Annotated in this window: 1 protein-coding gene; it reads right to left on the bottom strand. The window is 61.4% G+C overall.

Annotation, left to right across the window (positions count from 1 at the left end):
* On the bottom strand, positions 1 to 390 hold a 390-nt coding region (locus HX846_RS27265), incomplete at its 3' end, for a 50S ribosomal protein L11 methyltransferase (protein WP_178966476.1).
* Positions 391 to 513: the final 123 nt, after the last annotated feature.

The raw sequence follows: 513 nt of genomic DNA, 5'->3' as shown, positions 1-513 counted from the left end.
CAGCAGCAGGTTCACGGCGTCAGGCTCGGGGGCGGCATGCCAGCTCGGCACGATCCACAGGCGCTGGCCAAAACGCATTGGCTGGAAGTTGTCCATCCAGCTGCGTTCCCAGTCCTGGTCTTCGATGATTTCGCTGTGATGCTCCGGCAGCGGGCCGCCGGTGAGCAGTTCCATGTGGGCCAGGACGCTGGCGGCATCGGTGCCGTCTTCGAACAGGGCCAGCAGATGGGTGTGGGACCACAGCGGGGTGGTGTTGAGCTCGGGTTCGAAGATCGGCTGGTCTTCGGCGTCCATGAAGGTCACCGACACGGCGCCCACTTCGAGGAACGCGTCTTCGTAGGTTTCGGCTTGTTCTGGGCTGATGGCGAGACGGACTTGCAGCCAAGGCATGGCGGGCACCTTTGAAAAAATGAGTGTGCAGCGGGGTAGGGCTGCGAAAGACGCGCAAGTTTACGCGAGCGAACAGCAGAAGACGACTGTACTGCTGGTGTACACAGAACAAAATGTGGGAGC

Source organism: Pseudomonas sp. K5002, assembly GCF_013386655.1.
GTDB lineage: Bacteria > Pseudomonadota > Gammaproteobacteria > Pseudomonadales > Pseudomonadaceae > Aquipseudomonas.
The sequence above is the reverse complement of the archived record's forward strand: the minus strand, read 5'-3'. Positions and strand labels throughout refer to the sequence as shown.